Origin of the sequence: Psychrobacter sp. SCQQ22 (assembly GCF_015864605.1) — a bacterium.
GTDB classification, from domain to species: domain Bacteria; phylum Pseudomonadota; class Gammaproteobacteria; order Pseudomonadales; family Moraxellaceae; genus Psychrobacter; species Psychrobacter fozii.
Map to the genome: position 1 here is coordinate 100,317 of NZ_JADYWZ010000011.1, position 24,355 is coordinate 124,671.

Sequence of the window (24,355 nt, forward strand, 5' to 3'; positions counted from 1 at the left end):
TAAACAATCATCGGTGACGAGCAGCCTCTCGCCAAACATGATGTCGATGTCTTATATTAAAGTATCTAATATGAATAGAGCATCGCAAGCGCCAGAACTGTTTGGAATAATTAAACAGCGTTGACGTGTAAAGCCGAACATCTTAGCAAATTATTGCGCTTAGAACAATATATTTGATGATTAATGCCAAAAGAAGTTATGATATCACATGGGCTGCTGATTTCTCTAGTGTCTATTAGGATTGTTGTTAAGCCATCTTTCAGTATTGTTAGTGGAGACGTGATTGGCTACATAGATGCGTCAGCTGATAAAACCTCTTACAATATATTCTATAGAATACCGTCAGTTGTGTATTAAATTAGGTATGATACTAGACTTAAGATCTTTCACACGACAGATTTTCTTATAAAAATAAATTTTCCAACACTATATATAAATGGATCGGATATGCAGCGAAAAGCAATTGTAATTGGTGCGACAGGGCTGGTAGGGCAGTATCTGGTTAAGCAGCTTAGTGAGCTTTATGACACGTTAATTGTGATTGCACGGCGTCCGCCACGCTATATCAATGCCAGCATGCGTTTTTATCAAGTGAACGATTTTGATAATCTAACCGAGATTTTTGCCAGCGTTGGTGCTGATCGTAAGACGGATGCTTTTAGTTGTCTCGGTACGACTAAGAAGCAGGCGGGTAGTGACGAAGCCTTTCGAAAAGTCGACCACGACTACAATGTGAATTTTGCTAAGTTGTGTCAAGATAAAGGCGTCGAAAACTTCTTTTTGTTGTCTTCAATGAACGCCGATATTGACAGTCGTTTTTTATATAATCGAGTCAAAGCGGAAACCGAGCAATCTATTATATCATTGGATTTTGCGCATCTAGTCGTTTTACGTCCTTCATTGCTATTAGGCAAACATAAAGGTCGTCCTCTTGAGAGCATTGGTCAAAAGGCTTTTAAGCTCATATCACCGCTTTTGTCAGAGTCATTACCACTACATCCTATTTCTGCTAAGCGTGTCGCTAGTGCAATGGCAATGAGTGCGCATGCCATCTATGAGCGTAACAAATACCGTGCGGAGCCTACATTGAAAAAAATAGAAATCATTGAAAATAAGCAGATGCTTGCGATGACAAGAGTGAAAAATTAAACGGTTAATGACTTTTATATTTATCACAGTACTGTGTTTTAAAATAGCCTAAGTATTTATATAGATATTCGATAAAAATTGAGAGTAATGACTAGATAATCAAAAACAAGGAGCTTCACTATGCCGGAATCCATGCAGATAAATAGAGAAAATTTTGTGACTTGTGATTTATTGGATGCCAATCCTGAGTCGCAAGTATGTTTGCCGAATATTGAAGGCAAGTCATTTCAGAACTTTGGTGGCAAAGACAAGTTTTGCGGTGAAATCGTAACAGTGAAGTGTTTTGAAGATAATAGCCGCGTCAAATCACTTCTAAACAGTGACGGTAAAGACAAAGATGGGCATGGCAAGGTGCTGGTCGTCGATGGTGGTGGCTCAATGCGCTGCGCTCTTTTAGGTGATATGATTGCAGAATCAGCAATTGAGAATGGTTGGGCAGGAGTCATTATCTATGGTTGTGTCCGTGATGTGGATGACGTTGCACAGATGGATATTGGTGTTAAGGCACTTGGTTGTATCCCACGTAAATCAAATCGTCGCGACGAAGGACAAACGGATATTGAAATCAGCTTTGGTGATTTAACCTTGAACTCAGGTATGTTTGTTTATGCAGATAACAATGGCATTATCGCTAATGCTAAACCACTGATTTAACAATAATTCGATAAGTACCAACTAAAAACCTCAGCTTATAAGTTGAGGTTTTTTCATTTCACGACGATTTTAGGCGGTAATGAGTATTTTTAAGGTCTTAATTGATCGTTTAATAATTAGTAAAATTTTAAGTGACAAACCGTTACGGCATAAGTTTTGGTAATTGATGAAATATTCGTATAATAGCTATCTGACTCTTAACTTTGATCCTATTCTATATGCCTATCACTGCTTTGACTGACGCGTTTGACCCTATTAACCAACAGCTATTTCCTATCCAAAATGCCGAGCGGCGTTGGCTAGCACCTGTGCATGGTGCTGTTAGCAGTTTGTGGTTAGCAAGCTTGGTACAGGGATCGATACGGGATGTTGCTGATCGTCTCAAGGTTGTCGTGACTCGCGACCAAAACCAGCTCAATCAAATAGAGACAGAGTTGGCATTTTGCGGCGTGGATGCCTATGTGTTCCCTGATTGGGAAACATTGACTTATGACGAACTGTCACCGCATCAAGATATCGTGAGTGAGCGTATCAATCTGTTGACGGATATGCCGACATCAGGTGTCTTGCTGATTTCTGTACAGGCATTGATGCACCGAGTAGCACCGCCAAGTTGGCTGATTGGGCAGCATTTTGATTTGAGTGTGGGCGATCAGTTTGATATCAACACTCAACGTGGACTACTAGCAAAAGCAGGCTACCGCGCCGTTGAAAATGTCTTTGAACCGGGTGAGTTTGCCGTACGTGGTAGTATTATTGATATTTTTGCGATGGGTCAGCCATTTCCGCTGCGTCTCGATTTATTCGACGATGAGATTGAAACCATTCGCTTCTTCAATCCACAGACTCAGCGCACGCTGACGGTTGATGACCTTAAGTCAATGATGAGTGGTAACGACAGTAGTATGGGCAAAGAGTCGTTGTCGCTACTGCATAAATTGCCAGATATCTCAAAGCCTATTCAGCAGTTTCAAATCCTACCAGCAAAAGAATTTCCACTTGATGAAGGGCGTGAGACCTTCCGTACAAACTTTGCTGCGATATTTCCTAATACGAGTAGCCGTAAGTTTGAACTACACAAAGACGTGATGGCAGGTATTGCCAGCAGTGGGCTTGAATATTATCAGCCATTGTTTTTTGATTTAAAAGACTGGGAAGCAGAGAGTAGTTTATTCGCCTACTTGCCAAGTAATGCGTTATTTATCACTGATGAATTGATTAACGAAAAACAGGCAGATTACTGGTCACAAATTCAGCGCCGCTATGAAGAGCGCCGTCATGATATTGATAAGCCTATCGTCGCCCCTGAGCTACTGTATCTCTTGTCTAATAAGCTTAATGAGCATCTCAACGATTATCCACGCGTTATTCTAAGCGCGCGCGATGAGCTAGCATTGATGACAGATGTCGCTGATGTGGATAATGAGAGTTCATCATTAGAGCCTGCATCAAACAAACCACAGGGGTTGGTAAGACTAAGTGCCCAGTCACCACCGCAGCTAGCGGTAAATCATCAAAAATCCGAACCTCTCGCTGAGCTCTTAGCGTTCTTAGAAATACAAGAAAAAACGTCCACACCTGTATTAATCGTTGCTGAAACAGCCGGTCGTCGTGAGATTCTCATCGAGTTGTTTAAAGGCAAAGTCGATATCAAAGCCTATGACAGTTTTGAAGCGTTCCTAGTAGCCGATAAAACGAGTGGGACTGGTCATAGCAAACTACCACAGGTTGGTTTAACCGTTGCGCCTATTGAGCGCGGTGTTTATGTTCCTGAGCGTTTGGTATTGATTAGTGAGACGCAATTATTTGGTAGACAAGTACTGCAAACGCGCCGTCGCCGTCAAAGCGGTGTGTCAGAGGAGTTTTTGGTCAAGAGTGTTACCGAAATAACTCAAGGTAGCCCTGTTGTCCATATTGAGCACGGTGTCGGGCGTTATAACGGCTTGATTACGTTAGACGTAGGTGATGGTGAGCAAGAGTTTATCCACCTGAAATATGATGGTGACGCCAGTATTTACGTCCCAGTTGCTAATTTGCAAATGATTAATCGTTATAGTGGCGGTGATCCAGCACTTGCGCCATTGCACAAAATCGGTAGTGGTAAATGGGATAAGGCTAAACAAAAAGCGTTGGAGCAAATCCATGACGTCGCGGCTGAGCTACTAAATATGCAGGCAAGACGCGAAGCTAAAGTAGGTATTCATTTTAAAATAGACTCGTCACAATATGATTTGTTTGCCAGTCAATTTGCGTTTGAAGAAACGCCTGACCAAGCCAATGCCATCCATGCAGTGATGGAAGACATGAAGCAAAATCAACCGATGGATCGTCTTATCTGCGGGGATGTTGGTTTTGGAAAAACAGAGGTCGCCATGCGTGCGGCTTTTATTGCCGTTAGCGCGGGCTACCAAGTGGCGGTACTAGTACCTACAACGTTATTAGCAGGTCAACATGAAGACAACTTCCGTGATCGATTTGCTGATTGGCCAATACGTATCGAAACGCTGTCACGCTTCGGTGGCAAAAAGCATCAAGACACGGTATTGGCAGACTTGGCCGCTGGCAAGGTCGATATCGTCATTGGTACGCATAAGCTGTTACAACCGGATGTCAAATTTTCTAATCTGGGATTAATGATCGTCGACGAAGAGCATCGCTTTGGTGTGCGTCATAAAGAGCGTATTAAAGCCATTCAGACTGATGTAGACAGTATGTCTATGACAGCGACACCTATCCCTAGAACGCTCAATATGGCGCTCTCAGGTATGCGTGATATGTCAATCATTGCTACACCACCTGCGAGACGCCTAGCGATTAAAACCTTTGTCATGCAAAAGACAGAAGCATTGATGAAAGAAGCTATTTTGCGTGAACTATTGCGCGGTGGTCAGGTATATCTGCTGCATAATGATGTGGCCAGTATTGAGCGCATGGCAGAGACCATACGCGAGCTGGTTCCAGAGGCGCGTGTAGGTGTGGCTCATGGACAGATGCAGGAACGCCAGCTTGAACAAGTGATGCAGCAGTATTATCATAAAAAATTCAATGTGTTAGTATGCTCGACTATTATCGAAACGGGCATTGATGTGCCTAATGCCAATACTATTATCATTGAGCGCGCTGATAAATTTGGTTTAGCCCAATTGCATCAGCTACGTGGCCGCGTTGGCCGTAGCCATCATCAGGCGTACTGTTATTTGCTTGTACCGTCTATTAAAGGTCTAAAAGGTGATGCCAAGCGTCGCCTGCATGCTATTGAACGTGCCAACACACTGGGTGCAGGTTTTATGCTGGCCAGTGAAGATTTGGAGATTCGCGGGGCAGGTGAGATACTGGGTAAGCAGCAAAGTGGTAATATGCAGGTAATTGGCTTTAGCTTATATATGGATATGCTAGAACGTGCGACGAAAGCGATTAAAGCGGGCAAACAGCCTGATTTAAGTACACCGCTGTCACTGACCAGTGAAATAAATCTACACAGCTCAGCATTGATACCAGAAGAGTACTTGCATGATGTGCATCAGCGCTTATTGTTTTATAAACGCATTAGTAATGCCGATGATAAAGAAGCGCTAACGGATATTCGGACTGAAATGATTGACCGTTTTGGTATATTACCAGATCAAACTAAGCAGCTCTTTGCCATTCATGGGTTACGTTTACAAGCAGAACCATTGAAGATTAACAAAATCGATGCCAATGGTAGTAGTATGACGCTAGAGTTTGCACCTGACACACCTGTCGATGCATTAGCGATTATTAAACTGATTCAAACAGATGGGCAGCGCTATCGTATGAATGGCGCGTCTGGCATCCGTTACCAAAATTCTGATAAACTCGAAACACCTCAACAGCGTGTTACGGTCATTCAAGAGCTGTTGCGCTATTTTAGCGAGCATATGGTATCGGAGTCTGCTTAGCTTCATCCTGTAATGATTATTTGCTATACAGGTGAATGAGAAGATTGGCCAAGTCGTTCACGCAGATAGTTTAAAAATAAAACGCCAAGGCAATGAGTCATGGCGCTATTTTATCGCATAGATAACTGATAAAATAATGAAACCATATTTTATTTACTCATATTTTAGCTTTCTATACTTTTGATTTCTTTTATTTGAGATCCATAACAAGAGAACCGTCATTATGTTCCAACTTCATCATAAACTTGCTGCCGATAGCTTTTTAGTGGGTGACTTTCCGCTATCGACTTGCCGTTTAATCAATGATTGCCAGTTTCCTTGGTTGATATTGGTGCCACGTGTATCAGGTATCAAAGAGTTATATGAGCTATCCGAAACAGACCAAGTACAGTTTTTACGTGAGTCGAGCTGGTTATCAAGTCAACTGGCCAAGACTTTCCAAGCAGATAAAATGAACGTAGCCGCATTGGGCAATCAAGTACCACAGTTGCACTTCCATCATATCGTACGCTATCAAAACGATATGCAGTGGCCAAACCCAGTATGGGGTGTTCCAGCTGTTCCTTATACCAAGGAAGTATTGGCACAAATGCAGCAGACTCTGATGATGGCGTTACGTGGACATCATCAAATGCCTTTTGATTGGCAAATGAAATAAAATCTTAATCCATAATTACATTAATAAAAATATACTAAGTTATTTAAAGTCTATTTTGCAGCAGTTAAAAAAAATCCAGATATTTATTATCTGGATTTTTTGTTTTTTAACTTAAATAATAAAGATCGTTATTTTAATTTAATTGGATATTAAGGCAAATTAAATGATAAGTGGTGTTCTTTTGGTTATGAGTGGCATGGGATTTATAACCTTTAAGAAGTATAATGTAGTATCAGACCGTACTTATGTCCAATTAGTCATAAAAATAGGTAATACACTTATACTCATGTCTCTTGGTTTCTCCTACAGCCTATTTTGTTTAAGCGAATGCTCATATGACTACTTTAGACAGATTGAGACCAGAGCTTCTGACAAAAGAGGAAGTATACGATAAGGTCGATTACCCAGAAGTTTTCGTATTAATACTCACCGTTATACTCCTCGCTTTACATTTTGATTTTAGACCCACTGCAATGGCGCTCCTTGTCATTGTTGGCCTGCCAAGTATGCTAATTTTAATTTATAATTATCGTCGCCAAGCCAGCTTTTGGACATCTAATATTGTCATTATTTTACTATCTATGGTGATTGGGTCGATAGAGCTGCATATGATTATTTCGCTCAGTCTAGCGGCATTAATAGGTCTTAGGATTATTGTTAGTAGCCCTGAAAATCGTATAAAATTGATCATTGTATCCGTAATAACGGTTATTATTTTTTATTATGTCAGTATTATTTTAAATATTCCCAAGCTAGAAGGTTATGATGATTGGATAACACCTCTTATATTATTAGCCAGTATGATTGTTGTTTTATGTCGATTTACGTGTTTTTATAGGAAATATGTCCGTTATGAAGCTCACTCTCATCATGCAGTTGGGCGATTGAATAGTGCAGTCTCTGTTATTAATAAACTAACACGTTTTGTCCCATTGCAAGTTTGGGAGCCAATCGTAAGAGCAGATATCCCTGTGAACGTCTCTAATAAACGTGCCAAGCTGACTATTATGTTCTCAGATATTATTGGTTTTACTGAGTTGTCTGATAGCCTTAGCGCGGATAATTTGGCTGATATTTTGAATACCTATATGCATAGCATGACGTTAATTGCTAACAAACATGGTGCAGTGCTTGATAAGTTTGTTGGCGATGGCATGATATGCTTTTTCGGTGAGCCAAACAGTCAGGGTACGCGTCAGGACGCTTTGAGCTGTCTTGAGATGGCAATAGACATGCGGCGTGAAATGCGTACCTTGAGACAGAAATGGCGCCTTATGGGCTTTGAGGGATTGTATATACGTATTGGTATTACGACAGGCTATTGCCATGTGGGTAATTTCGGTAGCAACAATCGTCTTAGCTATACATTGATTGGTAAAGAAGCCAATTTGGCAGCGAGACTAGAGTCTAGCGCTGGTAAAGATGAGATATTGATCAGTGAAAGTACTTATGACTATGTCTGTCATAATTATGAGTGTCAGCATGCTGGTGCATTTCATCTAAAAGGATTTGATAAGAAAGTACAAGCATGGCGAGTCTTTGATCCTGATATTAATAAAGCTCATTTATCAAAATGGGTCGATTACACATTACCTGGATTTAATTTGCATTTAAACTTTAAGGACATGAATCATAACGACTATCAGGATGTTAAAGCCCGGTTAAATTTTGCGCTTGGACGTATTGAGCAAGAAAACGAAAAAAATGAAAATGATATTAATGCAGAAAATAAACGCAATGATATAGGTAATAAGTAAGCTGCATTGACAAATAATAGTCTTTGAATATATACGTAAAAAAGCCAACGATCATAATGATCGTTGGCTTTTTATATGAAAATAAAAAAGAGCTTTCTACAAGTACCTAATGATTTTCTTTAGCATGATTTAGGGTATATTTAGGCACTTCGATGGTTAAGTCTTCGTCCTCAACTATCACTTGGCAGGATAGACGTGAATCAGCCTCTAACCCCCAAGCACGATCTAACAAGTCAGCTTCGATATCATCCATCTCTTCCAGACCATTAAAGCCTTTGCGTACGACTACATGGCAAGTTGTGCAGGCTTTTGACATCTCACAAGCATGCTCAATTTTAATGCCTTTCTCTACTAGTGCTTTGCATAAGTTACTACCGGCCTCTAGCTCGACTTCAGCGCCTTCAGGACAAATCTCGTGGTGGGGTAATACAGTAATCTTTGGCATAAATCGTCTTTCCGATGCTAATCAATTTAAAGAAATAAAAATATAATGGAGATGCTATTCAGCTAATTTGCTACCAATCTTGGGCGCTCGTACCAGCCATACTTGTTTTAACGCTCTGGTTCATAATACGGGCAGCAAAAGCATCACTATGGGGTTTGAGTTGTGCTTGTTGTGCTTCAATAAGTGCTAAGTCATTAGTGCTCAGTACTTCTTGCATTAGTTGTATTTGATCAGCCAGTGATTGCTGCTCTTCAGAAGATAGCAAAGCTGCAAACTCATTGAGTGCCGATTGTAGTGCTAATATTTCACGTTCAGCCTCTACTTTGGTTTCAATTAAAGAGCGTGCATTTTTGTCTTCTTCTGCATGCTTAAATCCTGCAATCAGTAACTGCTCTTTTTGTTCGTCTGACAACCCATAAGAAGGCACAATTTCAATCTTACTTTCTGTTTTGGTTGTGGTCTCTTGTGCGCTGACCGTTAGCTGACCATTGGCATCAATACTAAAGGTAACCTCAATACGGGCAAACCCAGCCTTCATAGAAGGAATGCCATACAATTCAAAGCGTCCAAGTGAGCGGCAGTTATCGACAGTTTCACGTTCACCCTGTACAACATGGATTACCATGCCTGTCTGACCATCTTGATAAGTTGTAAATACTTGACGTTTTTTGACAGGGATAGGCGTGTTACGTGGTATGAGCACTTCGACTAGGCCACCCATAGTCTCAAGACCAAGTGATAGCGGCGTCACATCTAGCAATAGTAGGTTATTGTCACTATCACCGTTGACCAGTTGATGCGCTGTCTGCGCCGCGCCTAGAGCGACTACTTCATCTGGGTTGAGGCGGCACAGCGGCTGTTTGGCAAAGAACTCAGTCACGACTTGCTGAATAGCAGGCATACGGGTTGAACCACCAACTAAGATAACTTCGTCCAAATCAGTACTGGAGAGTTTGGCATCACGCAGTACTTGTTCACAGACACTTAAGGTACGGCGGCTAACAGGTTCTACGATTGTCAGGATATCTGTACGGCTCAATACACCTTGATAAGATTGAGTATTGACGACAATGTCGATATCGACTTGTTCACTATCAGTCAGTGCTTGCTTATAAGCTTTAGCTTGTTGCGCAAGTATTGACTTGTCATGAAGACTGACATCTTTTGGATCGATAGCCAATTGTTTGATAAGCCAATTGGTGATTAGTCGATCGATATCGTCACCACCTAGTGCACTGTTACCACCAGTGGCTAGTACTTCAAAGACGCCATCAGTCAGCTTTAAGATAGAGACATCAAACGTACCACCACCCAAATCGTAAATTAGATAGTAGCTTTCTTTTTCGCTAGCTTCTGTGGCTTGATCGAGACCATAAGCGACAGCCGCAGCAGTTGGCTCGTTCAGTAAACGCAATACTTTGATACCAGCTGCTTGAGCTGCATCTTTGGTCGCTTGACGCTGCGCTTCATCAAAATAAGCAGGTACGGTAATGACAGCACCTTCGATACTATCTTCAGGCAGTGCGCTTGCTGCACGTTGCTCGAGTGCGGCTAGTATACGGGCAGAAATCTCAACAGGAGATACTTCACCCTGGGCGGTGACAAAAGCCGGCATGTCATCTTTATTGCCACTCAATTCGTAAGGATGAGAAAATTTGATATCTGCTTGGCTACGACCCATAAAGCGCTTAGCCGAGACGATCGTATTTTTTGGATCATCCGCTAAGTGGGCTAGGGCATCATAACCAACCAATGGCTTGCCAGTGCTTGGATAATAAACAACAGACGGTAACAAGGTATCAGTGCTGGTATTTGCTTCTAATACTTGCGCCTTGCCTGAACGTACCACAGCGACCAACGAGCGTGTGGTGCCAAGATCGATTCCTAAACCAAAACGATGCTGGTGAGGTTGGGCACTTTGATTGGGTTCGGCAATTTGCATTAAAGACATAAAATAACTCAAAGATAAAATGAATAAGTGAAATGGGGTAAGTGCAACATAGGCATTACGACAGTCTGATAATTATAGTCAAAATATTTATCAAGTAATACGGCGCGAACCTAGCGTGTTAGCTAATACTGCTATATATGCTCGGTTGTCTTGTATCAATTCTAGACTGTCTCGACTATGTTCTCTACCATACAAATAGAGTCGTACAACGGCCAATAAATTTTGGGATAAACGATTATACGGTATAGTCGGTACTATTTTAACCAAATATTTTTTAACTAAATCTCTAAAACCTAGTCTTTAGATAAAATAGGTTGTTCGCGACTATCTAAACGTATAAATCATCGTCATCTGAATGCTCAGCCGTCGCGATTTCATCAAGTCCAGTAGTAACGTCAGCATTTAACTTCACTAAAAACTTTAATTTCTGTGTCGCATCAATCGCTGTGTTCCAGTCTTTCTCTTGGTAGGCGTTACTAAAACGCTCAGATTGTTTTGCGAGACGCTCTGTGATTTGAGGATGTAACTGCTGCAAGGCTGGAAGATCTTTGCCTTCAATAGCGTCATCCAAATCCATACGCATTTCCATCGCATCTTCCAAGAAGTCCAAGTCTGCGATTGAGTGCTCTAGATTTTGAGCTTGATCTGCTATATCTAATAGATAACTAGCACGGCTATCAGGCGAGCTAAGCGTTTGATAAGCTTGATTGATCAGTGCTGAATATTTTTCAGACTGTAGTTGTGCTTGAGCAATGTCAGTCTGGTTTTTAGCGACATTATCAGGGTGATAACGTTTTTGTAGCAGACGTAGATGTTGATCGAGACTGTCTTGATTAACTTCAAATTGTACTGGTTGCTCAAATAAAGCAAAGAAGTTATCAAACTGTGCTTCTGGTGTGATGTCTGTCATATCATACGCCTTGCTTTTTATTTGTTTGAAATGTCTGTCTGTTGATGCTCTATTACTGAGTCTACAATCCGGATTGCAGCGTAGACTGTTTACTGTTTTTCGAGCGTAAAGGTTGGAAGGTTTAAATCATTAAACTGTAAATGACTCACCGCAACCACATTCGCCTTTTTGATTAGGGTTACTGAACTTAAAGCCTTCGTTGAGACCTTCTTTTTCATAATCCATCAACAAACCATCTAAATATACCAAGCTTTTAGGATCAATAAAGATGCTAACGTCTCGGCTTTCATAACGTGTGTCATTTTCGTCAGGTGTATCTACAAACTCTAAAACATAAGCTAGACCTGAGCAACCCGCTGTGCGGATACCGACTCGAATGCCTTCACCTTTGCCGCGATTGTCCAAAAAGTCTCGAACATGCTGAGCGGCGCGTTCTGTCATTTCAATCATGCCAACTCCCATTGACTATTAATTATAAGTATCAATAAAAAAATCTGTATCAACTGGCAACTGAAATTACCAAGATAATATGCTAGCGGCTCTTAGAAAATAAAAGGTGACAATTACATAAGTGTCATTGTCACCTTTTTAGCATCAGCAGCTGTTTAACGTGTTGCTACTATAGCGCTGCTAATACCACACAGCACATAGGCTAGTAGGTTTAGCCTTAGATAACAGCTTCTTCAGTTGCTGCTGCTACGCCATGCTTGCCTTTATAGTCGCTAATAGCGGCTTTAATAGCATCTTCTGCAAGTACAGAGCAATGCACTTTTACTGGTGGTAATGCCAATTCTTCAGCAATGTGACTGTTCTTGATTTCGCCAGCTTGGTCTAGGCTCTTGCCTTTTAGCCACTCAGTAACGAGTGAGCTTGAAGCAATAGCTGAACCGCAGCCATAAGTTTTAAAGCGTGCATCTTCGATAATACCGTTATCATCGACTTGGATTTGTAGACGCATCACATCGCCACATGCTGGAGCACCGACCATACCGGTACCAACATTTTTGGCGTTTTTATCAAGGTTGCCAACGTTGCGTGGGTTTTCGTAATGATCAATAACTTGGTCGCTATAGGCCATGGGGTTTTCTCCTAGTTAGATAATGAGCAGTAGCTGATTGGTTTGAACGCTGCTACTCATTGATAATTGGGGTCAAACACTTAATCGTAATTGTCTGATCAATCGGTTAATGGCTATGTTCGATAGCCATATCTTTGTTTTTGGTAATTTTAGTGCTCAGCCCATTCGACTGAATCTAAATCAACGCCATCTTGGTACATATCCCAAAGTGGTGATAGGGCACGTAATTTGTCAACGGCTTCATGCATTTGCTTGATAACAGTGTCGATGTCTTCTTCAGTCGTATAACGACCAAAACTAAAGCGAATAGAGCTATGTGCCAATTCATCTGGACGGCCAATAGCACGTAATACATATGATGGCTCAAGCGTCGCTGACGTACAGGCCGAGCCTGATGAGACAGCCAAGTCTTTAAGTGACATCATGAGTGACTCACCTTCAACGAAGTTAAAGCTGATGTTCACAATGTTAGGAACGCTATGCTCTAAATCACCGTTTAAATAAATCTCTTCAATATCTTGTAGACCATCCCACAGCTTTTGACGTAGTTTTGCTGCATGGGCATTGTCTTCTTTATAGCTGTCATTGGCTAGGGCAAATGCTGCGCCAAGGCCAACGATTTGATGCGTAGGTAAGGTACCTGAACGCATGCCACGCTCGTGACCACCACCATGTTGCTCAGCTTTTAGACGAATACGTGGCTTGCGGCTAACAAACAAAGCACCGATACCTTTAGGACCGTAGGCTTTATGACCTGAGAAGCTCATCAAGTCGATTTTCATTTCTGCAAGGTCGATCAATACTTTACCCACTGATTGCGCGCCATCCACATGGAAGACCACACCAGCTTCGCGAGTGATTTCACCAATCGCTGTTACATCAGTAAGCGTACCAAGCTCATTGTTCACCATCATAAGTGATACTAGGATTGTATCCTCACGTAGCGCTTCTTTAACTTGTTCTGGCAAGATTAGCCCAGTGCTTGGTTGTGGCTCAAGATAAGTGATCTCAAAACCTTCTTGCTCAAGCTCACGGCAGGTATCTAGTACCGCTTTGTGTTCAATTTTACTGGTAATAATGTGCTTACCACGAGACTGGTAAAAATGTGCAGCACCTTTAATAGCTAGGTTGTCAGACTCAGTAGCACCAGAGGTAAAGACGATTTCGCGTGGATCAGCGTTAATGACTTCAGCCACTTGTTGACGCGCTGTCTCTACTGCTTCTTCTGCTTGCCAGCCGTAACCGTGTGAGCGCGAGGCTGGGTTGCCAAAGACGCCATCTACCGTCAGATACTCGCTCATCTTAGCAGCTACTGATTTAGCTACTGGAGTAGTGGCGGCATAATCTAAGTATATAAGGTTGTTATGTTGGCTCATGCTGGGTTTGCCTCGCTGTTCGATAGAGTAATAGTATTGATGTCTTTTATGGAAATCTCTTTGGTAGAGCTATGCTGACGTTCGGAAACTGACTGCACGTTTTCCATGTCTAATAATTGTGCTAATGTTATATTATTCAAGTACTGTTCGATATGATTTGACAGTGCACACCATAAATCATGGGTTAAGCACATTGTACCACCTTGGCAATCACCACGTCCTTCACACTGCATCGCATTTACAGACTCATCGACGGCAGATATGATGCTCATCACATCTATCTGATCCAATGGTTTCGCCAAATGATAACCACCGGCTGCACCGCGAATACTAGTAACGAGCCCACGTTTGCGAAGTTTGGAGAATAATTGCTCAAGATAAGAGATAGAGATCGATTGCCGTTTGGCTATATCAGATAAGGATACCGCACTTTCTTGTTGGCTGGTTTGTAGTGCCAAATCTAGTAACGCAGTAACGGCATACCTGCCTCGAGTAGTCAAACGCATGTGTTATCTCCAAACTGTTATGTCATTTTAGTTAACAACGATCTTAGCGAGATGATATTTGCGATAATTCGTATAAATATACAAGTCACAGATATAAATCATAGGGCAGCTAAGTTGTGTCTTATCGTTATTAAACAACAGATGATTGACCCGATGTGTGCAACGATTGGACCAATTATACTTAATCCCGAGTAATTTAGTCAAGATTAAAGTGTGGTTGAATGGTTAATCTAGCTTATTACTATGATTGATAAAAACAATGGTATTTGGAAGCAGTCATAAAACCGTTTAGTGGCGGTGATTATAGAGATTCTGCTTAGAGCTTTTGAACGTGCTAAGAAACAGAAGGTTGTAGTTTGTCTGTGTATTCTGTTGAAGTGACTAATTATTGGGATGATTGAGTGTTGAAGTGACTAAGTGTTGAGATAATTGAGTATTGAGGTAGTTAAGAAGCAAAAAGCGGCTGATATCCTGTAATGAATATCAGCCGCTTTTATTAAGCCATCGTTTTAAATTATGACGTATCGTTGAGATTAATTCATCAACAACGCAATGATAGTACCAATCATAATGACAAGAGCAGCGACCGTCACAATAACAAGCATCTTTTGCTTGCTCTGTAATTCCTTAACAGTGGTTTCAAGCTCACGGTTTTTGATAGTAAGGGTGTTTATCTGGGTTTGTTGTTCCTTAATACGTAACTTATAGTTTTCCTTTTTTTCTGCTAGGTCAGCTTCAGTTGGCTTAGACTTACCTTTGCCACCTTTTATCTTTTTGATCAAGCCTTGAATCAAGCTGCCCAGACCGAGTTGCATGATGAATTGCTTGACCAATTGTACTTGCACAGACTCACCGCGCATTTGTAACTTTTCAGTCGTTTCGCTGTCGTGAGTGGTAATGGCATTGATAACCTGAAGGCTGTAGGCATTGATGATGACATCAGGTTCGCTACGGTCGATAGGTAGCTGAGCATCTAACAATACGCCTTTGGTACTAAAAGTGGCAAAAATTTCAACATGCGGTAAGTATAAGCGCAACGCCACAACAGTGCCTTGCTTGGCAAGTGGATAAGCAGCTCTACGCAGTTCAGGATCTAAACGTAACAGTAATGTCAGCGCCGACTCGATGAACACCAGAATGATATTAGAAAAAGAGTGAGACAACGTAGAACGCTTCATGTAAATAATCCGTTTTTTTATTTGGCAAATTATAGGCAAAAGACAATCAAGGGTCAAAATCGACGCAAAATGTGCAGTAATATTTTGCTTATAGTAACGCCTTTATAATAAAAAGTAACGCTAGTTTCTGTCAGTTGGTCAATTATTACTTTACAATTTGTTAGGCAATAAAGACACGAGTGTTTGTGACTGATGGTGCATTAATGTGACCTGACCAGCGCTAAACGATAAGATAGCATATAGGTGTATCTTTGAGATAAGGTCACATTAGTTGAACATTGTGCCTTGATAGAACCGTTGCAGATACTTTGCGTAACATTGAGTGTCAAATACGTAGTGTAGTGAACAAAAATATGTAAAATCGCTTGCGCTCCTTATGCTGCCTTGATATAAAGACGATAACAAAGCGAGACCTGTTAATACGTCAGTCAGGCAGTTTTTATTGCTTAAATGCTATGAGAGCGTTACAATGCTTGGCGTGAGCGTTTATTATCCCCCTTAAACTTGAAGGAAATTTTATGAATAAGTCAGAATTAATTGATAGCATCGCAGACAAAAGTGGTCTAAATAAAACCCAAGCTGGTGATGCATTGAATGCTGTTATGGAAAGTGTTGGTGAAGCGCTAGAAGCTGGCGATAGCATCTCATTAGTTGGTTTTGGTACTTTCAGCGTAAAAGATCGTAAAGCGCGTACTGGCCGTAACCCTAAGACTGGTGAAGAGCTTAGCATCCCTGCAAGCAAAGTACCTAGCTTCAAAGCTGGTAAAAACTTAAAAGAGCGCTTGAACTAAGCCATACTATTGTTAGTAAGCGCTGTGTCATGACGTAATATACGAATAAACATAGCGTTTACCAATAGTAAAGTAGTAGATGATTTATAGCATGGTTCAATGCCATACTCTAAATTATAAAAAAGCACCTAATATTTGGGTGCTTTTTTTATTGCTATAGTTTGTATCATACAACGTGAATATTTTGAGTCTACACCAAAAATCACGTATCATAGGGCGCGCGATAGATGCGTTGTTGAAACTAGGCTGCTTTAGTCAGTCTTGTCCTTCTATATAAAATGCACGCGCGCTTACTTTTACCATTGCCTGCTTAGATAGCATTGATATTCATATTAATATTACAATGGTTTTTCATCAATATAGGTTAATACAGCAGAGATAACTATGGATAAATTGCGCGATTTCTTAAAAAGCTGGCCAGGTCGCATTTTATTGATTTTATGCCTATCGCCGCTCGCTCTATTGGGTGTCGAAAGTTACTTTGGCGGTGGAGTCGATCCCAACCAAGTCGCTCAGGTAGGTGACGCAAGTGTAGGGCTGACCGAATACCAGTCTGCTGTCAATAGCCGTCGTACTGAAATATTAGAACAAGTTGAGGATGCCAGTCTATTAAATGAGGATGTGCTACACGAGCAAGTCCTAAAAGGTCTTATTGATCGTACGCTACTAGAGCAGCAAGCAGGCAAGCTTGGTATGACAGTCTCTGATGACACAATTAATCGTTTGTTGCGTCAAGAAGAAGTATTTCAGGATGCTGATGGCAATTTTTCTAATGATCAATTTGCGAACTTTTTGCGTCAGCGCGGTATGACAAAGAATCAGTTGTTTGCTGAATTTCGCAATCAGTTAAGCCTGGATCAGCTTAATGCTAGTATCGTTGGTACGGCAGTGTATCCAATGCAAGCGGTCAGTCAGTTGATAGATCTGCAGCTTGAGTCGCGCAATGTCTGGTTGCATCGCTTTAATTGGCAAGACTACACCGATCAGGTGAAATTGAGCAAAAATGACATACAAGCCTACTATGATGCCAATAAAGAAACGCTAAAAAGTGCGGCAATGGTAGATTTGGCTTATCTGCAACTCAGCCCTCAAACCATTCAGGTGACAGACGTTACAACAGAAGACCTACAGCAGCAATATGAAGCTTATAAGCAAGAGCAAGCCATCGTCGATGAGCGTCAAGTTAGTCAGATTCTATTGACAGGTGATAATGCTAAGGCACGAGCAGATACGGTTAAAGCGCGTTTAGACAAAGGGGCATCATTTGTAGCATTAGCCAAATCAGAGTCAGATGACCCATCAGGAGAGACAGGTGGTAGTATCGGTCGCTTTAACCCTTCTGTATTCGGCAATGACGCGACAGCAGTTGAAAAAGCGTTAGAGGGATTGAGTGTTGGTGATATCACAGCACCTATCAAGACCAGCTTTGGCTATCAAATATTTACGGTGACCGAAGACAATGGTAGTAAAATACCGACTTTGGAGAGCATGCGTGATGACTTAACCGTCAAGGCGACAGAGTATAAGCGTCAAGAAATGTATGCGGATAAAGTAACAGCGATCAATGACATGGCAGCAGATGGCTTTAGTATTGAAGACATTGCTCAACAAGAGAACGTAACATTGAAACGTCTCAAAGATTATCGCAAAGAGAACAACAAATCAGTACTGTCGCAACCTGCAGTGATCAAGCAAGCTTTTGATGAGTTTACCATTCAGGATCAGGCAGTGACCGCTGGTATCGAAGTGGGTAACGGTACAGTATGGGTACAGCCAAGTAATTATCGTCCTACCAAAACGCTTGCTTTATCTGCCGCTACGCCAAGAATTACCCAGATACTACGTCAACAGAAAGCCACAGCATTGGCATTGAAAGAAGCCAAATCGTTGGCCGCAGGTATTAAAACGTCAGCTGATATTAGTAAGCAGCCAGTCAGTCTTCAATCATTGGGTGCAGTGAATCGTCAAACGACGCTATTGACAGAAAAAGAGCGTGGATTGGCTTTCAGTCAGCAAGCGGCTAATAATGGTGTGGTGGCTGTTGCGAGCGAAACAGAAACGGGTGCTACTCTGTTGGTTGGTGATCGTATCAAGACAGAGCCACAGTCGCCATTATCTGATGCGCAAAGAGCGCAAACGGCTAGCATTATCCGTGATAACTTAGGTCAGGATCAGCTACAAGACTATTTAGATTATCTACGCTTGGTGTATAAAGTTGAGATTAATGAAGCCAATATGTCGAATGCGCAAGGGCGCTAAAAATCAGGATATTACGAGAAATGTGACGCACTTACTAAATCGTATTTTCTAAATACCCTTATTAAATTTGACGTACAAAAAAGCCACTATTTATAGTGGCTTTTTTAATGGCTATTGTTTTTATCATAATCATAAGAATGTAGCATTAACAGCAATATACAATTTAGTACGGCTATTAATGCCAGTTTTCAAAGTGATACTAGACAGTTTAATGGCGGAAATGGCGCATACCAGTGAAGACCATCGCAATGCCATGCTCATTGGCTGCAGCGATGGTTTCGTCATCACGCATAGAGCCACCAGGCTGGATAATAGCAGAGATGCCTACTGCAGCAGCGTTATCGATACCATCACGGAACGGGAAGAACGCGTCTGATGCCATGACAGCGCCTTCAGTCGCTAGTCCAGCATGCTCTGCTTTGATAGCAGCGATACGAGCTGAGTTAACGCGGCTCATCTGACCTGCGCCAACACCGATAGTGCGTTGACCTTTGGCATAGACGATGGCATTAGATTTGACGTATTTTGCTACGTTCCAGCTGAAAAGTAGATCTGCAATCTGTGCTTCAGTTGGTTGTACATCAGTAACGATTTTTAGATCATTGGCAGTAATCAAACCAAGATCTTGCTCTTGCACGAGTAGACCACCGTTAACGCGTTTATAGTCTAGCTGAATATCGCGTTGATCTGGTGCTGGTAGCTCGCCACAGACTAACACACGTACGTTTTTCTTAGCAGCAGTCGCTTCAAGCACACCGTCCTCGATACTAGGCGCGATAATTACTTCTACAAATTGATTGTCGATAATGGCTTTTGCTGCTGCAAGCGTCAATGGGCGGTTGAAGGCAATGATACCACCGAAAGAAGATTCAGGATCGGTACTGAAGGCAGTGTTATAAGCAGCTACTTGGTCATTATCAACTGCGACGCCGCAAGGATTTGCATGCTTGACGATAACGCAAGCAGGCGTACTAAAGGCTTTGACACACTCAAGGGCTGCATCAGTGTCAGCGATGTTGTTGTAAGACAGTGCCTTACCTTGTAGCTGCTTAGCCGTTGCTATAGAAGCTTGTTGGCTCTTTAGTGGCTGATTTTCAATATAGAAAGCAGCGTTTTGATGTGGGTTTTCACCGTAGCGTAGGTCTTGGACTTTTTCAAGCTGTACATTGAATGTACGTGAGAAGTTTTCTGCTTCTTGGTTTTCGTTCACACGGCTGCCTAAGAAGTTGGCAATCATACCGTCGTACTGTGCCGTATGTTCAAAAGCCTTCACTGCCAAGTCGTAGCGTAGAGCCGTTGTCAATGCAGTACCATCACCTAATGCGGTAAGAATGCGGTCATAATCAGCAGGATCAGTCACGATACCCACATGGGCGTGATTTTTGGCAGCTGAACGAACCATGGTAGGGCCGCCGATATCGATGTTTTCGATAGCATCGTTCATCGTGACATCAGCACGTGCAATGGTTTCAGCAAACGGATATAAATTCACCACCACCAAATCAATACGGTCAATCGCGTGCTCACTCATGACAGCATCGTCTTTACCACGGCGTCCTAAGATACCACCATGAATTTTAGGGTGTAACGTTTTAACACGACCGTCCATCATTTCAGGGAAACCGGTATAGTCTGATACTTCTGTTACATCAACGTTGTTTTCTGTGAGTAACCGATAAGTACCGCCAGTAGATAGCAAGCCAAAACCCGCTTTAATGAGGCCCTGAGCAAATTCAACGATATTAGATTTATCGGAGACCGATAACAATGCAAGTGGGGTAGTACTCATAAAAAAACTTCCATAAAAAAAGCCTGACGTAAACGTCTGGCAAGGTGATGAAGACAATTATTGCAAACAGTATCACAATGGATAATGTCATGAATATTAAATTGCCATGCATAATGATGGTTGTTAAAGATAAGTGCGCTCATAGAGCAAGAGCTACATTAAGTCATAAGTTTTGAGTTTTTTGCGTAAAGTGCCACGGTTTAGACCTAGGATTTGCGCACATTTGGTTTGATTGCCCCGAGTTTTTTCAAGGACGACAGATAAGAGCGGTTCTTCTATTTGTTTTAGGATGAGCTCGTATAAGTCGGTGGGTGTCTCATCGCCTAGCATCGCAAAATACTGTCGTACCACACGCTCAACATGTACTCGTAGCGGCTCATGCGCATTACTCGCATAGCTGTCTACTGACGCATTAAAGTGGTGAGTCGGCTGAGGGTAGTTTTCTTTATTATAATCGGCAGGATGCTCAGAGCTTGTAGCAAAATGATTAGCATATTGCTGTGCATGAGGCGCCATAAGATAATGTCCTTGGGATTAGGGAGAATCAAACCATAAGATATTGTGGGTATTATATCAAATTAATGTCGTCTAGCGCTGATATATTGGCAGTTATCTTAGCATTGGCGCTATTTACGAAAGCTTATTCTCAATTGTATGAATACAAACCTCTCTGACTGATAACCATTAACTCAATGTTATAAGCTTCAATTTTGCTCAAAACTTAGTACAAGGGGCTGATGCTAACATCGCGGATTTGTGTATTTGCAACGGGTATAGTAAAGAGTATCTGACGGTTGCTGTCTGCAGCCAGTTGGCTTTGCTTACTTAATAGATAGTCAGCTGGTGTAGCAATAAATTCGCCAATTAGCTCATTGCTACCATAGACGCTGACTTTAACATTTGGATATAGCTGAGTGCTTGCACTTTGATTATTTAATGTAGCGCTTATATCGCTAAATTTACCCGTCATTTTTATGTTGCTGGATCTATGATTGGTATTGGTGAGCGTCAGCGCATTTATATCGGCACTGGGTAAGCTACACGAAATAGCTGAACATATTGCTTGGAGTTTTTCAGCATGAGCAGGGTTTTTTACTAAGGTCTCTAAGTTAAAGATGACATATTGTGCAAAGAGTAATAGTGCCAACACTAAACACCCGAGTATCCATAGTAACGATGCTGCTGAACGTTTCCTCGGCGTTGGTATAAATTGCTCTTGAGACTTTCTCACACGTTCATCAATGGATTTGTCTTCGTCTTTAAGTGGTACGCCCATATCGAGTAACAGTCGTGATAAGTCTGTTTCGTCTTGTAGTATGTCTTCGCTTTTGTTTTGATCTTTAAGAAGCTTTTCGAGCCATGAGTTGTCAGTCGTATCATCGATATTAGCGTGAATATCATTAGAGACGGCTGAACTGATGCTTTTACTGGTTGTTTTGGAGATGGCATTTGACGGTTCATCAGACACTGTTGAAGTATAATTGGTCTCGTTTATTTGATCCAACCACGCATCCATACTGTCTAGAGAATCATATTCTAAAGAGGTGTCGTCTGGCTCATCGGTATCCATGTCATCATGGATTAATATGTCAGAGGAGATTTTTTTTGAAGGTGGTTTTTTAAATGCTGATTTAGTGTTATCTGAGTTGTTTTTATTATTGGTTTTAGATGTTTGTGCAGAGTGGTTATGTGGAGTCGACATATCCTTTTTTTGGGTTGTTGCTGTCTCTACTGGAGAGGCTGATATCTTAGAAACATCAGGGTTTACAACAAGATGTTTGTTGACTAAAAAACTTTGGTGGCATTGATCGCAGATGACTGTTGCATTGTCTCTATTGAGCTGATCCTGCTGTATTTTCAAGCAATTTTTGCAATGAGGGCACTGGGTCTGTATTGGCGTAGTCATAGGGTCGAATCCAAAAAAATATGGTTATCAATACCGCTTAGCCACTCAATAAAGGCTGCCTATGATGCTAATGCCATCATTCAAAAGCGTTTAAAAATCTATGGGTCATGAGCACGGATAGAGTGGCGTCAAACACAGGGTATCTGACTGCCCTCTATCGTAACAGATGTAATTAAATGTTGCTAGCCTGTAAATGTACCAGATAGACGTTGCCAATGTTGATCTTCTTGCGCTGTAAAAGCATGTTTTGCATCAAGGGCAAAATAAGGCTGGTAAGCATCAGTGACTTGGTCAGTTTGCGACTCTATCAAGCCTGCTAGTACGATTCTACCTTTTTGCGTGATTAAAGTCGCAAAATAAGGGGCTAGGCCAATTAATGGTTTTGCCAAGATATTTGCGACGATAACGTCTACTGGCAAGACAGAATTCTGTGAACAGTAATCCGTAAATTCTTCTGGTAAGAATGCTTGTAGACGGTCACCAACATCATTGCGTTCTGCATTTTGATTGGTTGCCAATACCGCTTGTGGATCGATATCAACTGCATAAACTTGGCGTGCACCCAATAGTAAAGCAGCAATGCCCAAAATACCTGAGCCACAACCATAATCAATGACCACTTTATCTTTTAAATCTTGCTCTGTTAGCCAATCGAGACATAAGCGTGTGGTCGCATGATAGCCAGTACCAAAGGCCAGTCCAGGATCCATAATAATATTGGTCGCGTCAGGGTTGGGTGGCGTTAGCCAATTGGGTACGATCCATAGATTATTGGCACATTCGATAGGGTGGTAGTTACTCATCCATTCGCGTTCCCAGTCTTTGTCATCGACAGCACTCAGCCAAACACGGGTGGCTTGTACTTGAGCGGCGATTTCATGACTCAACTGCTCGACAGCCTGACGGTTGCCAGCATCAGTCGTTGCATCAAACAGCCCTGTTAGGATAACTTCATCCCATAGAGGCGACTCACCAGGTAATGGTTCAAACAAAGGCTGGTCACCTGCATCATCTAAGGCAATAGACAGTGCGCCTGCCTCTAGTAGTAGCGCCTCAGCCAAATCGACGTTTGCTTTTTCACATTGTAAATGTAGTTGTTGCCATGCCATAACGATAACCTTAAGCTAAATTAAATATATATTTTGGATAAATGATGGAGTGTAGAATATAAAAAGTGAATAGATTACAAAGCTATAAACTTGGCATCTATTCACTTAGATATGTTTTGATATTAACGTAATGCTTGTTTTGCCTCACTGACGACACGTGAGTTACCTTGTGCCTGTCCTGATTGCAAGATGATTTGCCATAGCGAGCGTCTGCGATTAGCGTCTTGAGAGACACTAAGACCACGGCGTGCCATTGCTTCTGCTTTACGAGGTTGGTTCTTTTTCAATGCCACTTGTGCTAAATAGAAATATACCGCTGATGATTTGGGTGCTAGGCGCTGTGCACGGGTAAAGCTGCTTTCAGCATTGGTCAATTGACCTGTTTTGAGCTGATTGACACCTGTCTGCATTAAACTGCGAAACGCTGGCAGGTTACTATTGTTACTGGTTGCTTGTTGCGTTCGTTGCTGCGAGTTGCTTCTAGCACGTTCTAACAGGTCGCTATGTGACGGTATAGAGGGCTCAGGGACTACGTATTCTTCACGAGAAGGAATAACGAAGACGGTTTCAGGCTGAGTCGGTATAGGGTTGGATGGTACAAACACCGGAGACTCTTGAGTCAGTGGGTTGGTCGATTCAACGGAACTGTCAGGCTCGATAGGATAGTCGCTGTCAGCATCCTCTTCATAGGTAGGGGCCTGAGTTTCAGTAGGCGCAGATGTATCAGGCATTTGTGACGATGGGACAGTTTGAGAAGGGGCTGTCGTCATCGTAGTCGGCGCAGTCTGACAAGCGCTCAAACCCAACATGCTGATAAGTGCGCTGGTTACCAGTATAGCATTGGCTGAGGTAGGCCTTTTAGGACTACCAATAACGGCTGGCTTGACTGATGTAGCGTGCTTCAGAAATAACAACATGT

Annotated in this window: 19 protein-coding genes and 1 pseudogene; 7 read left to right on the top strand and 13 right to left on the bottom strand. The window is 41.9% G+C overall.

Translation table 11 applies throughout. From position 1 onward, the window contains the following. Positions 1-447: 447 nt before the first annotated feature. The 5 genes from I6E84_RS13205 (at position 448) to I6E84_RS13225 (ending at position 8,138) form a co-directional block, all read left to right on the top strand. Positions 448-1,149 carry an NAD-dependent epimerase/dehydratase family protein gene (locus I6E84_RS13205; RefSeq protein ID WP_197218443.1) on the top strand — a complete coding sequence of 234 codons (702 nt, stop codon included), beginning with the start codon at positions 448-450 and terminating at the stop codon, positions 1,147-1,149. Positions 1,150-1,269: 120 nt separating this feature from the next. Continuing rightward, positions 1,270-1,803 (top strand): ribonuclease E activity regulator RraA, encoded by a 534-nt coding sequence (gene rraA / locus I6E84_RS13210; protein ID WP_197218444.1) that lies wholly within the window; start codon positions 1,270-1,272, stop codon positions 1,801-1,803. A 218-nt stretch (positions 1,804-2,021) separates the two neighbouring features. Then, positions 2,022-5,723, top strand: coding sequence for a transcription-repair coupling factor (gene mfd, locus I6E84_RS13215; RefSeq protein ID WP_197218445.1), 3,702 nt, complete (start codon positions 2,022-2,024; stop codon positions 5,721-5,723). Positions 5,724-5,946: 223 nt separating this feature from the next. Beyond that, on the top strand, positions 5,947-6,381 hold the full coding sequence (locus tag I6E84_RS13220; RefSeq protein WP_110922409.1) for an HIT domain-containing protein: 435 nt from the start codon (positions 5,947-5,949) through the stop codon (positions 6,379-6,381). Positions 6,382-6,887: 506 nt separating this feature from the next. Continuing rightward, a complete protein-coding gene (locus tag I6E84_RS13225; RefSeq protein ID WP_227681531.1) occupies positions 6,888-8,138 on the top strand; it encodes an adenylate/guanylate cyclase domain-containing protein in 1,251 nt (416 codons plus the stop codon). Positions 8,139-8,244: 106 nt separating this feature from the next. Here I6E84_RS13225 and fdx read toward each other — a convergent pair whose 3' ends face one another. From fdx to I6E84_RS13265, 8 genes are all read right to left on the bottom strand, one after another. Further along, positions 8,245-8,583, bottom strand: a complete 339-nt coding sequence (gene fdx, locus I6E84_RS13230) for an ISC system 2Fe-2S type ferredoxin (RefSeq protein ID WP_197218447.1) — start codon at positions 8,581-8,583, stop codon at positions 8,245-8,247. Between the two features lie 70 nt (positions 8,584-8,653). Next, on the bottom strand, positions 8,654-10,534 hold the full coding sequence (gene hscA, locus I6E84_RS13235) for a Fe-S protein assembly chaperone HscA (protein ID WP_197218448.1): 1,881 nt from the start codon (positions 10,532-10,534) through the stop codon (positions 8,654-8,656). 328 nt (positions 10,535-10,862) lie between these two features. Continuing rightward, complete coding sequence (gene hscB, locus I6E84_RS13240) at positions 10,863-11,444, bottom strand: Fe-S protein assembly co-chaperone HscB (RefSeq protein WP_197218449.1); 582 nt, start codon at positions 11,442-11,444, stop codon at positions 10,863-10,865. A gap of 129 nt (positions 11,445-11,573) precedes the next feature. Then, positions 11,574-11,894, bottom strand: coding sequence for an iron-sulfur cluster assembly protein IscA (gene iscA, locus I6E84_RS13245; RefSeq protein WP_110922414.1), 321 nt, complete (start codon positions 11,892-11,894; stop codon positions 11,574-11,576). Between the two features lie 217 nt (positions 11,895-12,111). Further along, entirely contained in the window at positions 12,112-12,522 is a 411-nt protein-coding gene (gene iscU, locus I6E84_RS13250) for a Fe-S cluster assembly scaffold IscU (RefSeq protein ID WP_110922415.1), read from the bottom strand. 149 nt (positions 12,523-12,671) lie between these two features. After that, positions 12,672-13,898 carry an IscS subfamily cysteine desulfurase gene (locus I6E84_RS13255; RefSeq protein ID WP_197100802.1) on the bottom strand — a complete coding sequence of 409 codons (1,227 nt, stop codon included), beginning with the start codon at positions 13,896-13,898 and terminating at the stop codon, positions 12,672-12,674. Then, positions 13,895-14,404 (bottom strand): Rrf2 family transcriptional regulator, encoded by a 510-nt coding sequence (locus tag I6E84_RS13260; protein ID WP_110922417.1) that lies wholly within the window; start codon positions 14,402-14,404, stop codon positions 13,895-13,897. Before I6E84_RS13260 ends, I6E84_RS13255 begins: the two co-directional genes overlap by 4 nt. 533 nt (positions 14,405-14,937) lie before the next feature. Further along, the gene (locus I6E84_RS13265; RefSeq protein WP_197100804.1) at positions 14,938-15,582 is read right to left on the bottom strand and encodes a hypothetical protein; all 645 of its coding nucleotides are present in this window, start codon (positions 15,580-15,582) and stop codon (positions 14,938-14,940) included. A gap of 518 nt (positions 15,583-16,100) precedes the next feature. On the opposite strand from I6E84_RS13265, the gene I6E84_RS13270 reads away from it, so the two are divergent. After that, positions 16,101-16,373, top strand: a complete 273-nt coding sequence (locus I6E84_RS13270) for an HU family DNA-binding protein (RefSeq protein ID WP_045445077.1) — start codon at positions 16,101-16,103, stop codon at positions 16,371-16,373. Between the two features lie 384 nt (positions 16,374-16,757). Next, positions 16,758-18,632, top strand: a complete 1,875-nt coding sequence (locus tag I6E84_RS13275; RefSeq protein WP_197218451.1) for a SurA N-terminal domain-containing protein — start codon at positions 16,758-16,760, stop codon at positions 18,630-18,632. A gap of 208 nt (positions 18,633-18,840) precedes the next feature. Here the strand turns inward: I6E84_RS13275 and purH are convergent, their stop codons facing one another. From purH to I6E84_RS13300, 5 genes and pseudogenes are all read right to left on the bottom strand, one after another. Further along, positions 18,841-20,421, bottom strand: a complete 1,581-nt coding sequence (purH, locus tag I6E84_RS13280; protein ID WP_110922420.1) for a bifunctional phosphoribosylaminoimidazolecarboxamide formyltransferase/IMP cyclohydrolase — start codon at positions 20,419-20,421, stop codon at positions 18,841-18,843. Positions 20,422-20,574: 153 nt separating this feature from the next. Next, positions 20,575-20,835 (bottom strand): annotated as a pseudogene (gene fis, locus I6E84_RS13285) (DNA-binding transcriptional regulator Fis); the annotation flags it as partial. 307 nt (positions 20,836-21,142) lie between these two features. After that, entirely contained in the window at positions 21,143-22,327 is a 1,185-nt protein-coding gene (locus I6E84_RS13290) for a DUF3426 domain-containing protein (protein WP_197218455.1), read from the bottom strand. Between the two features lie 182 nt (positions 22,328-22,509). Next, the gene (prmA, locus tag I6E84_RS13295) at positions 22,510-23,436 is read right to left on the bottom strand and encodes a 50S ribosomal protein L11 methyltransferase (RefSeq protein ID WP_197218457.1); all 927 of its coding nucleotides are present in this window, start codon (positions 23,434-23,436) and stop codon (positions 22,510-22,512) included. Between the two features lie 122 nt (positions 23,437-23,558). Then, positions 23,559-24,353, bottom strand: coding sequence for a tetratricopeptide repeat protein (locus I6E84_RS13300; protein ID WP_197218458.1), 795 nt, complete (start codon positions 24,351-24,353; stop codon positions 23,559-23,561). Positions 24,354-24,355: the final 2 nt, after the last annotated feature.

Bases quoted from the DNA above. Each gene is read 5' to 3' on its own strand.
- I6E84_RS13205 (WP_197218443.1), top strand. From the start codon at position 448: ATGCAGCGAAAAGCAATTGTAATTGGTGCGACAGGGCTGGTAGGGCAG.
- rraA (WP_197218444.1), top strand. From the start codon at position 1,270: ATGCCGGAATCCATGCAGATAAATAGAGAAAATTTTGTGACTTGTGAT.
- mfd (WP_197218445.1), top strand. From the start codon at position 2,022: ATGCCTATCACTGCTTTGACTGACGCGTTTGACCCTATTAACCAACAG.
- I6E84_RS13220 (WP_110922409.1), top strand. From the start codon at position 5,947: ATGTTCCAACTTCATCATAAACTTGCTGCCGATAGCTTTTTAGTGGGT.
- I6E84_RS13225 (WP_227681531.1), top strand. From the start codon at position 6,888: ATGCTAATTTTAATTTATAATTATCGTCGCCAAGCCAGCTTTTGGACA.
- fdx (WP_197218447.1), bottom strand. From the start codon at position 8,583: ATGCCAAAGATTACTGTATTACCCCACCACGAGATTTGTCCTGAAGGC.
- hscA (WP_197218448.1), bottom strand. From the start codon at position 10,534: ATGTCTTTAATGCAAATTGCCGAACCCAATCAAAGTGCCCAACCTCAC.
- hscB (WP_197218449.1), bottom strand. From the start codon at position 11,444: ATGACAGACATCACACCAGAAGCACAGTTTGATAACTTCTTTGCTTTA.
- iscA (WP_110922414.1), bottom strand. From the start codon at position 11,894: ATGATTGAAATGACAGAACGCGCCGCTCAGCATGTTCGAGACTTTTTG.
- iscU (WP_110922415.1), bottom strand. From the start codon at position 12,522: ATGGCCTATAGCGACCAAGTTATTGATCATTACGAAAACCCACGCAAC.
- I6E84_RS13255 (WP_197100802.1), bottom strand. From the start codon at position 13,898: ATGAGCCAACATAACAACCTTATATACTTAGATTATGCCGCCACTACT.
- I6E84_RS13260 (WP_110922417.1), bottom strand. From the start codon at position 14,404: ATGCGTTTGACTACTCGAGGCAGGTATGCCGTTACTGCGTTACTAGAT.
- I6E84_RS13265 (WP_197100804.1), bottom strand. From the start codon at position 15,582: ATGAAGCGTTCTACGTTGTCTCACTCTTTTTCTAATATCATTCTGGTG.
- I6E84_RS13270 (WP_045445077.1), top strand. From the start codon at position 16,101: ATGAATAAGTCAGAATTAATTGATAGCATCGCAGACAAAAGTGGTCTA.
- I6E84_RS13275 (WP_197218451.1), top strand. From the start codon at position 16,758: ATGGATAAATTGCGCGATTTCTTAAAAAGCTGGCCAGGTCGCATTTTA.
- purH (WP_110922420.1), bottom strand. From the start codon at position 20,421: ATGAGTACTACCCCACTTGCATTGTTATCGGTCTCCGATAAATCTAAT.
- I6E84_RS13290 (WP_197218455.1), bottom strand. From the start codon at position 22,327: ATGACTACGCCAATACAGACCCAGTGCCCTCATTGCAAAAATTGCTTG.
- prmA (WP_197218457.1), bottom strand. From the start codon at position 23,436: ATGGCATGGCAACAACTACATTTACAATGTGAAAAAGCAAACGTCGAT.
- I6E84_RS13300 (WP_197218458.1), bottom strand. From the start codon at position 24,353: ATGTTGTTATTTCTGAAGCACGCTACATCAGTCAAGCCAGCCGTTATT.